Annotated in this window: 10 protein-coding genes; 8 read left to right on the top strand and 2 right to left on the bottom strand. The window is 41.0% G+C overall.

Features of this window, described 5'->3' with window-relative positions; all coding sequences use genetic code 11:
* From rlmKL to rmf, 5 genes are all read left to right on the top strand, one after another.
* The coding region (gene rlmKL, locus L4C33_RS15750; RefSeq protein WP_428813367.1) for a bifunctional 23S rRNA (guanine(2069)-N(7))-methyltransferase RlmK/23S rRNA (guanine(2445)-N(2))-methyltransferase RlmL at positions 1–2021 on the top strand (2021 nt) is incomplete at its 5' end.
* Between the two features lie 24 nt (positions 2022–2045).
* A complete protein-coding gene (locus tag L4C33_RS15745) occupies positions 2046–2306 on the top strand; it encodes a glutaredoxin family protein (RefSeq protein ID WP_428813366.1) in 261 nt (86 codons plus the stop codon).
* Positions 2284–4200, top strand: a complete 1917-nt coding sequence (locus L4C33_RS15740; RefSeq protein WP_428813365.1) for an ABC transporter ATP-binding protein — start codon at positions 2284–2286, stop codon at positions 4198–4200. Before L4C33_RS15745 ends, L4C33_RS15740 begins: the two co-directional genes overlap by 23 nt.
* Positions 4201–4206: 6 nt before the next feature.
* Positions 4207–5898, top strand: coding sequence for a DUF3466 family protein (locus tag L4C33_RS15735; RefSeq protein ID WP_428813364.1), 1692 nt, complete (start codon positions 4207–4209; stop codon positions 5896–5898).
* A gap of 164 nt (positions 5899–6062) precedes the next feature.
* Entirely contained in the window at positions 6063–6236 is a 174-nt protein-coding gene (gene rmf / locus L4C33_RS15730) for a ribosome modulation factor (protein WP_428813363.1), read from the top strand.
* A gap of 140 nt (positions 6237–6376) precedes the next feature.
* Here rmf and fabA read toward each other — a convergent pair whose 3' ends face one another.
* Both fabA and L4C33_RS15720 read right to left on the bottom strand, forming a co-directional pair.
* The gene (gene fabA / locus L4C33_RS15725) at positions 6377–6892 is read right to left on the bottom strand and encodes a bifunctional 3-hydroxydecanoyl-ACP dehydratase/trans-2-decenoyl-ACP isomerase (protein ID WP_428813362.1); all 516 of its coding nucleotides are present in this window, start codon (positions 6890–6892) and stop codon (positions 6377–6379) included.
* A gap of 70 nt (positions 6893–6962) precedes the next feature.
* Positions 6963–8612: a S16 family serine protease gene (locus L4C33_RS15720; protein WP_428813361.1), complete on the bottom strand. Its 1650-nt coding sequence runs from the start codon at positions 8610–8612 to the stop codon at positions 6963–6965.
* 193 nt (positions 8613–8805) lie between these two features.
* Here L4C33_RS15720 and matP point away from each other — a divergent pair, with 193 nt between their 5' ends.
* The 3 genes from matP (at position 8806) to L4C33_RS15705 (ending at position 10048) form a co-directional block, all read left to right on the top strand.
* Positions 8806–9255, top strand: a complete 450-nt coding sequence (gene matP / locus L4C33_RS15715) for a macrodomain Ter protein MatP (RefSeq protein WP_428813368.1) — start codon at positions 8806–8808, stop codon at positions 9253–9255.
* Between the two features lie 23 nt (positions 9256–9278).
* Positions 9279–9587: a DUF3634 family protein gene (locus tag L4C33_RS15710; RefSeq protein ID WP_428813360.1), complete on the top strand. Its 309-nt coding sequence runs from the start codon at positions 9279–9281 to the stop codon at positions 9585–9587.
* A 140-nt stretch (positions 9588–9727) separates the two neighbouring features.
* Complete coding sequence (locus L4C33_RS15705; protein ID WP_428813359.1) at positions 9728–10048, top strand: hypothetical protein; 321 nt, start codon at positions 9728–9730, stop codon at positions 10046–10048.
* Positions 10049–10366 lie beyond the last annotated feature (318 nt).

Genomic DNA, 10366 nt, shown 5'->3' with positions numbered 1-10366 from the left:
GTGTTAAATTCAAAGCCACGAATGAGCTGATTTATCGTTGTTGTTTATGGAGTCGTTTGGCTTCTCGATTTGTACGTGTCCTTTCTGAATTTACGTGTCAAGACGACATGGATTTGTACCTTTCAACAACAGCAGTTAACTGGGTAAATCAATTCCATAGTTCTAAACGTTTCGTTGTTGACTTTAATGGTACTAATAACGAAATTCGCAATAGCCAATACGGCGCGATGAAAGTAAAAGATGCTGTTGTGGATTGCTTTGAGAAAAAATCTCTACCACGCCCATCTATTAGTAAAGAAAACCCAGATATCCGTATTCACGTTCGTCTTCACCGTGATAAAGCGATCCTTGGTGTTGATATGGTTGGAAGCGGTCTTCACCAGCGTGGCTACCGTCCGGAATCGGGCCGTGCACCATTACGTGAAACTCTAGCTGCTGCGATCCTTCTTCGAAGCGGTTGGGATGCGACGAAACCATTCCTAGACCCTATGTGTGGTTCAGGTACGCTTGTGATTGAAGCGGCAATGATGGCTGCAAACATGGCGCCTGGCGTTAAGCGTCAGAAATGGTGTTTTGAATCTCTAGAAGACTTTGAACCTGAGCTTTGGGCTGAAGTGAAGTCGGAAGCAAACGTTCAAGGCCGTCGTGGTGTTAAGAAAGTAGAATGTAAGTTCTATGGTTACGACAATGATGAACGTATGATTAAAACAGCACGTGATAATGCTCGTCGTGCTGGTGTTGAAGAACTGATTGACTTCGAAGTAGGTGATGCTGCATTAGTTAAGCGCCCTGCAGAGTTTAATAATGGTGTTATCGTTTCAAACCCACCTTACGGTGAGCGTTTAGGTACAGAGCCTGGCCTGATTGCACTTTACACTGCGTTTGGTGCACAGCTTAAAGCTGAGTTTGGTGGCTGTAATGCGTCAATCTTCTCTAGCTCCGATGAACTGCTAAGCTGCTTGCGTATGCGTGCTGACAAACAGTTCAAACTGAATAATGGTGCGTTACCGTGTCACCAAAAAAACTACTCTATTTCAGACCGTCCGATGTCCGAACGTCCAACGGGCGAACAAGAACAGCTAATTGCTCCAGACTTCGCGAACCGTCTTAAAAAGAACATTGGTAAGATTGGTAAATGGGCTAAGAAAGAACAACTAGACTGTTACCGTATCTACGATGCTGACTTACCAGAATACAATGTAGCGATTGACGTATACCCAGGTCACCTTGTGATTCAAGAATACGCAGCACCTAAAGATGTACCTGAAGAAAAAGCAAAGCGTCGTCTAACAGACATCATCCGAGCTTCTATTCAAGTGACTGGCGTAGAAGCAAACAACGTTGTTCTTAAGGTTCGTCAGAAGCAGAAAGGCCGTTCTCAATATCAAAAAATCGCTCAAGATTCATCTAACCTAGAAGTGAACGAATACGGCGTTAAGCTGATTGTTAACCTTCACGATTACCTAGATACGGGTTTATTCTTAGATCATAAGATCACTCGTCGTCGTATCGGTGAGATGGCTGCAGGTAAAGACTTCCTAAACTTATTTGCCTATACAGGCAGTGCGTCTGTTCATGCTGGTGTAGGTGGTGCACGCTCTACCACAACGGTAGATATGTCTAATACATACCTTGAGTGGGCAAAACAGAACATGGAGCTTAACGGCCGTGTTGGCCGTCAACACCAATTCGTTCAAGCTGACTGCTTACAATGGTTGGCTAAAGAGCAAGGTTCTTATGACCTAATCTTTATCGATCCGCCGACATTCTCGAATTCTAAGCGTATGGATCAATCTTTTGATGTTCAGCGTGATCACATTCAATTGATGAAAGACCTTAAGCGTATTCTTCGTGAAGAAGGCACGGTTGTGTTCTCTAACAATAAGCGCCACTTCAAGATGGATCTAGAAGGCTTAGAAGAGTTAGGTCTTAATGCACAGAACATCTCTGCGAAGACACTGCCTTTGGACTTCTCTCGTAATAAGCATATTCATAACTGCTGGTTGATTACACATAAGTAATTAAGAGATTTATAAGGATATATAGTGCTGACTCTCTACAGTACAGAAGGGTGCCATCTATGTGAGRTGGCATTCAAACTTACGGAACAGTTAAATATTAGCCATCATGTCAACGTTGTTGATATTGCATTTGACGATGAGCTCTTCTCCCGTTACGGGGTCACTATTCCGGTACTCAAATTTGAAAGCTCTGACCTTTCTGAAAGCTCAGAGCTTAACTGGCCATTTGGCTTGTTAGAACTTAATGATTGGTTAAAGAAGAATGGCATTACTTACAATTCATAACGGGCAATTAGCGTTTGGCGATCACCCGTTATTAGATCGTGCGGATTTCGCACTTCAAGAAAACGAACGTGTTTGTTTGGTAGGGCGCAATGGCGCTGGTAAGTCTACATTGATGAAAATCCTGTCTGGGAACATCATCATGGATGACGGTAAGATGCAAATCACGCAAGATGTGGTTGTATCTCGTCTAGAACAAGATCCACCGCGTAATGAGCAAGGTACCGTTTATGATTACGTTGCTGGTGGCCTAGCGGAAATCGGCGAACAACTTAAGATCTATCATGATCTTCTGGATCTCATTGGAACAGACCCTAGTGAAAAGAACCTAAATCGTCTTACTCGCGTTCAAGAACAATTGGATCATGCTAATGCATGGCGTTTTGAAGATCGTGTAAGTAACGTATTGGCAGCACTTAAACTTACTGCTGAGACTAAACTGACAGACCTATCAGGCGGCTGGCAACGTAAAGCAGCACTTGCTCGTGCACTTGTGTGTGACCCAGACGTTTTACTTCTAGATGAACCTACCAACCACTTAGATGTCGCGACAATTGAATGGTTAGAGGGCTTCCTTAAGGACTTCCGCGGTTCTATCATCTTTATTTCGCATGACCGTGCTTTCATTAAATCGATGGCGACACGTATCGTCGATCTCGATCGCGGTAAGTTAAGCTCTTATCCTGGTGATTATGAAAACTACCTTATCGAGAAAGAAGAAGCGTTGCGCGTTGAAGAAATGCAGAATGCGGAATTCGATAAGAAGTTAGCTCAAGAAGAAGTATGGATTCGTCAAGGCATCAAAGCACGTCGTACTCGTAATGAAGGTCGTGTACGTGCGCTTAAGAAGCTACGTGAAGAACGATTGAACCGCCGTGAAGTGCAGGGTAAAGCGATTATTCAAATCGATGATGGCCAACGTTCAGGTAAGATCGTATTTGAAGCAGAGAACATTAACTTTGGCTTTGAAGGCAAACAGATTGTTAAAGACTTTAGCTTCAACATCATGCGTGGCGACCGTATCGCACTTATCGGGCCAAATGGTTGTGGTAAGAGTACGGTTCTTAAACTGCTTCTTGATCAATTGAAGCCTGACTCAGGTCGTCTGCATTGTGGTACTAAGCTAGAAGTCGCTTACTTCGACCAATATCGCGAAATTTTAGATCCTGAAAAGTCGGTTATCGATAATTTAGCTGATGGTAAACAAGAAGTAACAGTCGGTGGCCGTGAGCGCCATGCATTAAGCTATCTTCAAGATTTCTTGTTCTCTCCTAAACGTGCTCGTACTCCTGTTAAAGCACTGTCTGGTGGTGAGAAAAACCGTCTGTTGCTAGCTCGTATTTTCCTTAAATCAAACAACTTACTGATTCTCGATGAACCTACCAATGATTTAGATATCGAAACATTGGAACTTTTAGAAGATTTACTTGCCAACTATCAGGGTACGTTGCTTTTAGTGAGTCACGATCGTCAGTTTGTTGATAATACAGTGATGACAAGTTGGATCTTTGAAGGAAATGGCGTAGTTGAAGAATTTGTTGGTGGCTATCATGATGCTCAGCAACAAAGAAAACAGGCGCTAGAGTACAGAGAGGTTGAAAAGCCGTCAAAGCCAGAGAAAGTAGTTGAGGAAACTCCCAAAACTGTGCCAGCGAAGGCTAAAACTAAGAAATTATCGTATAAGCTGCAACGAGAGCTAGAAGCGCTACCTATTCGCTTAGAGGAACTGGAAGCCGAAATTGAAACCTTACAGGTACAGGTTAATAATCCTGAGTTTTTCAGCAAGCCTGTAGATGAAACAAAATCAATATTAGATAAGTTAGCTGCGACAGAGCAGGAACTTGAAGTAGCGTTCGAGCGATGGGAAGAGCTAGACGCACTACAACAGGAAAGTTAATTGTTCATGAGTTGTATTAAATTTAAATTAACCACAGTAGCAGCTTTAGTTTTAGCTGCTACTCAAGCTAATGCTGCGCTTTACGATGTAGTTGAAGTCACGAGCCCGATTGGCGGTAATGAAGTATATGGTGTAGCTATTCAAGACGCGACGGTGTCGGGAGCTGAAAGTTGTTTTACCACAAATACTGTCGGTACTATTGCATGTAGTAGCTTTAAACTAGCCGGTGAAACTCGAAATTCTGTTGAAGGTGTAAGTTATCGGGAAGAAGTTCCCTTCGCTATGGATAACGCATTCCGTTATATCCAGGAATGGGCTGATTTTGAAAGTTACTGTATCACTGAGCTTCGTTATTCGACATGTAGTAGTTGGGCGACGAAGAGATGGGATACATGGGCTTTGGAGATTAATAACTTAGCTTCTGTAAATGCGAAGGCATTTGTTGAAGGAGGGGCTAGCTACACAGCAACAAACTCAGTTATTAATAGTTTAGATAGCTCTGGTGGTGCCAATACAGCTGTTGCCGTTGGCAATCAATCTAACGGTTCGAGTTCTCGTAATGTAAGTTTTTCACCTGTTGCGAATACTGATGTAATTGATGTCTCTGACTTAACTGTACGTTCTGAATCAAGAGCGTGGAAAACCAACGGTACATTTACCGTGGGTAGCATTTCTAAGCAAGTTAGTAATGAGAATGGCGCACATAATAGCTCTAAAGCTTCTATCTGGAGTGCAGGCTCTGGCTCGTCCAGCTTGAAACAATTGGATTGGAATGGTGGGGTTGAAAATAAAGACAATGTCTATCTTGGGCAAGGGAGCCTTAGAAGTTTTACGATAAATGGAGATGACCTCTACGCTGTAGGGTATAACACTTATACTGACCAGCACATGAATGCATCAATTTTCAAAGCGACACTTGATAATGGTGCGCCGGCGGATTTAAGTTTAGCAACTTTTGAAAACTCTCGATTAATCTCGGGCACAGAAGTTAAAGTTGGTGGAGATTTTATTCACAATAACTCTGTAGCAACTGACATTAACGACAACCTATTTGTTATTGGTACTGCTCAGCGTGATGGTGATAAACCTGAAAACGGCGCTGTGAACAATCGAATATTTGTTGTTCCAGATGCTAGTGACGCCACACCATCAGCTACATTCTTAAGTGGTGGTATTTTCTTTGCTGGTGCTGGTGGTAAGGCCGGAGCGGTAAATAACTTCAATGAGATTGTTGGCCAGATCGACGCAGATACTAACCGTGAAGTCGATGGTAAACAACGTAGACATCGTGGGTTCATTAATCCATATCAAGCAACAGGAACTGATGCGACAAGACGTGCTCTGTTTAAGAATCAAGCTTGGTGGCTTGATGATTTAACCAATGACGGAAATGTATCAGGTACTAATAACCATTTTCGCATTATAGATGCGACAGACATAAACGATGCCGGTGTTATTTCGGCAACGGCAATTAAGTGTTCAGTAGGGCCATACGATACAACGTCACATAATTCATATTGTGGTGGTGGCAGTGCAGCTGAAAWTGTTGTTGCTGTTAAGTTAGTACCTAAAACTGGTGCAACATCAGCGGATATTCAAACCCGAAGCTACGATACACAAACGGTTGAAAGATCGGGCGGTAGCCTAGGTATTTTTGCTTTGACACTACTAGGCCTTCTAGGGTTCCGTAGAAAGTAGTAAAAAATTTAGTCTCTGGCCCAAGTTCACAATTGTGAACTTGGGCTTTTTTCTACCTTGAGAAAAGTGAGTTCCTAGACGATTCTTAATTGTGGAGTAACCTGAACTCCATATAAGTTTAATAGTTGTACGTTAGTAAATGACACCCGTATAAGGACTGAACTATGAAGAGACAARAGCGTGATCGCCTAGAGCGAGCTCAATCCCAAGGCTACAAGGCAGGGTTAAATGGAAGATCTCAAGAAGCATGCCCATATAGTCAAATGGATTCTCGGTCGTATTGGCTAGGTGGTTGGCGTGACGCCAGAGATGACAAACAAACAGGTCTCTACAAATAACAAAATTGGTTTAAGAGTAAAAAAGCCCATTGATGAATGGGCTTTTTTATATTCTTGATGAAACTAATGCACTATAACTAAAAGAGCGTAAGYAAAAATAAAGCAGTGATAACACTGCCTTATTCTAATTACAATTTAGCTTAGAAAGCTGAAGTATCTTGGAAAAGACCAACTTTAAGATCTTTAGCAACGTAAATTTCTTTACCATCAACAAGAACACGACCATCAGCTAGGCCCATTACTAGACGACGGTTAACAACTCGCTTCATGTGAATTTCGTATGTAACTTTCTTAGCAGTAGGAAGGATCTGACCTGTGAATTTAACTTCGCCTACACCGAGAGCACGGCCTTTACCTTCGCCACCAACCCAACCAAGGTAGAAACCAACTAATTGCCACATAGCGTCTAGACCTAGACAACCAGGCATTACCGGGTCACCTGGGAAGTGGCAATCAAAGAACCATAGGTCAGGAGTAATATCTAGCTCAGCAAGAATCAAACCTTTACCGAAATCACCTTCGGTTTCAGACATTTTAGTGATGCGATCCATCATCAGCATGTTTGGTGCTGGAAGTTGAGGGCCTTGTGGCCATAATTCGCCTTGGCTTGATGCTAGAAGCTCTTCGCGAGTGTAAGAATCACGTTTGTTTTGCATTATCAATTACTCCAATTTTTGATAGGTGCATCTTAGTGAACACGTGTACGCTAAACAAGTCCGATCAGTACTAGACAAACCAGTTTTTGATGCGCTCCACAAATCCAGGGGGATGTTCATGTCTTTCAAAGTTTTCAATACGTTCCGCAATTTTGCTAAGAACGCTTTCTTCGTTTTCATCTCTAAATGGTTTGTTCATTATTAACGGAATTGCCTCGTCAACATTTGATACAGACCAAATAGTGAATTGATTATTTTTGATGCTTTCTACGACTTCTTTCTTAAGAGCCAAATGCTTTAAGTTTGATCTCGGCAAAATAACACCTTGTTTCCCAGTTAAACCTTGGTGAGCACAAACGTCATAGAAACCTTCAATTTTCTCATTTAAGCCGCCAACGGCTTGAACCCGTCCAAATTGGTCAACTGCACCTGTTACCGCGATTTGTTGGTTGATAGGTGACTCTGATAGAGCACTGACCAAAGAGCATAACTCGGCAAGAGAGGCGCTATCTCCATCAACTTCACAGTAAGATTGTTCGAATACAACAGAAGCTGAATACGGAAGAGGTTCATCAAGATCAAGCGCACTACTTACAAAGGCTTGCATAATCATCATGCCTTTAGCATGAAGGTTGCCTCCTAGTTCTGCCTTTCTTTCTACATCGGAGATATCGCCATCACCAAAATGGATGACACACGAAATACGAGCAGGTTCACCATAGGAAACAGGGTGGCCAGGAACATCAATAACAGTCAAGCCATTAACTTGTCCAATTTGTTCACCGCTCGTTTCTATGATGACTTGGCCATCAAGGATATCTTCGATTGCTCTAATAGGCAGATAAGCTTCTCGCGAAGTTTTATGTGCTATTGCCTGCAGTATATGTTCGCTAGTAATCGTCTTTTGCTCAGACTCAATCGCGGCTTCTGCAAGTAGTGAATTGTGCCAAATTACGCACAGTGGGGCATAGTGTTGATCTTCAGTTGCTCTCGCACCAGCTGTCAATAGGGACTCTACAGCTTTTAATTCTAACTCTGGCAGTTGGTAACGATCTTGCACCCAGCGTATATAACCTAGGTAATGCTCGATGCTTAGTTCAGAAAGTTTTATGTCTAGTTCAATCTCACTAAACAAACAAAATCCTGTCTGAATATCTGAATCTAGATAATCTAAATCGCCTAGTTGAGAGCGCTCACCAATTACAATGAGTTTAACATTATAAATATTGGTTTCTGATGACTCAGAGAGCTTCTTAGCATTAGTATTGAAGCTTTCAATACATTCACCAAGCAGCGCTGATTTTAGTAACAACCACGCACCTGGGTTAGCCAAAATTAGATTTGCTGATACAACGAGATAACCATTGTTTGCCTGGGAAAGAAGACCTTTTCGAGAAACAATTTTTTGGCCATTTTTAACCTGAACTTGGTCAAATAGATTTTCAATACGTAGAGATTCGGTCTTAATAACAGGAGTCGAGTTATCGCCAATAAGCTGGACGCAAGACTCAGTAATTAATTGTCTGTAAATTGCGTTGTCAGGAGAGTTTACAAGTAGAACTCTCGTGAGGCTCTTAAGCTGAATAAAGCGACCTAAACTAGATTTAAGACGAGGCTGGATCTCTAAAAAAGAGTAGGGTTCAACTTGGTTATAGTTTTCTAATTGATTTTTAAACTGATCGTATTGAGGTGTGACTAAACGCCAATCTACTTGAGTCATCGAGGTTACTGTTAATGGGATAGGGTGCAAAGTATATAGAAAAAAGCGACAAGCATATATAAGAATCTAGTGCACATACGCTAGATTAAAGTAGTGTATTTGAATTGGATCGCTATCTAATCGTGTATCAATTGAATAACACCACTCTTTGGGTTACGCTGTCACCATAAGTATTACTAACTAGGGACATATGATGAAGTATCAACAGCTTGAAAATTTAGAATGTGGATGGAAATGGCAATACTTGGTTAAGAAGTGGAAGGATGGGGAAGCTATCACACGCCATATAGATTCTAGTGAAGCTGATGTTGCAATCAATGAACTTAAAAAGTTAGAAGCCCAGCCAACTCAGGTTTTGGATTGGATCGAAAAGCACATGTCTTTTGAACTGGAAAACAAGCTTAAACAAGCTATTCGAGCGAAAAGGAAGCGTCATTTTAATGCAGAACAAGTCCACACTAAAAAGAAATCTATCGACCTAGATTATAGAGTATGGGAAAAGTTATCCCAGAGAGCGAATGAGTTAGGTTGCACCTTATCAGATGCTATCGAATACTTAGTAAGTGAAGCTTCGAGAAGTGAAAAAGCAAGTAAGACAGTTAACAACTTAAAAGAAGACCTGAGTAAATTACTCTCTGATTAAACTTGATCTGAATGGAGGAAGTTATGATTTACGTAATTATTGCGGCTGCAATTATTATATTTTGGTTAGTCGGCGTAGATAGACCTGTTTTAAAGCTAAGGTTTGAGCTCGGTAAAATTGTTGATATAAAAGGTCATTTACCTCCTTCTTTTAAACATAATCTAGTCGAAATTGGGGATATTGTACCTTTTGATGGTTGTCTAAAAGTGTACAGTAAACGTAATGGCTATACGTTAAAGTTTTCCAAAGAAGTGCCAAAGAATATTCAACAAAGGATCCGAAATGTTTTTCCACATCAAGGTTTTAAGTCAAAAGGCTCCAAAAAAGCTTGAGCTACATGTTTTTAATTAGTGATTAACAGTTTTATCAATTACATATATTGGATAATTAGCCTGACTTTTGCTCCGTTAAATACCACAACGTTAGGCACCTTTGACATCATAGACCTTTATCGCTCAGTGAGGTCTATATCATGTTTCCAAAACTCATCACTCTTTGTTCTTTACTCTGCTCTATAACTATCAACGCTGACGATTCACAAACTAACCCTGTTGCAAAAAAGATCAAAAAAACGGTTACTCAATATGTAAATAAGCGTACATCCGATTACATTGGGTATTGCGATATAATGGTTGAAATGCGTCATACAAAAAACAAAGCCATCATCCATAAGATCAAAACATCAGGCGATTATAAAGTTTGTAAGTTAAGTAAAAAGTCTTTAAAAAAAGGGCGTAAGTACAGTTACCCTTACCCTGAAAAGTTTATTCGTATCCATATCACGACTAACTAATAACACTCGAGATAACAAAGGGCTAGTCAGCAGAGCCTGCTACACTGTAACCTCGTGTATTCGTAACACAATTGTCTGAAATGGCTACTGGGTATCAAATCTGAATTAGAAACTTAACGCCAAAGCACTTCATCAAAATTACACGTTCGATTACTCTAATTCGATTGAATGGTTTGTTCATCAAATTTTTGCATTTCCTTCCATAACTCCTTTTGAACAAACTCATAAAGCACTGTTATAGTTAAAATTATGGCAACAAGGCTCATAGTGGTTATGATGATATGTAGATAGCTTATGCACTTTACTGCTAAGTAATTC

This window comes from Vibrio makurazakiensis, from assembly GCF_050337375.1.
Classification (GTDB): domain Bacteria; phylum Pseudomonadota; class Gammaproteobacteria; order Enterobacterales; family Vibrionaceae; genus Vibrio; species Vibrio makurazakiensis.
The sequence above is the reverse complement of the archived record's forward strand: the minus strand, read 5'-3'. Positions and strand labels throughout refer to the sequence as shown.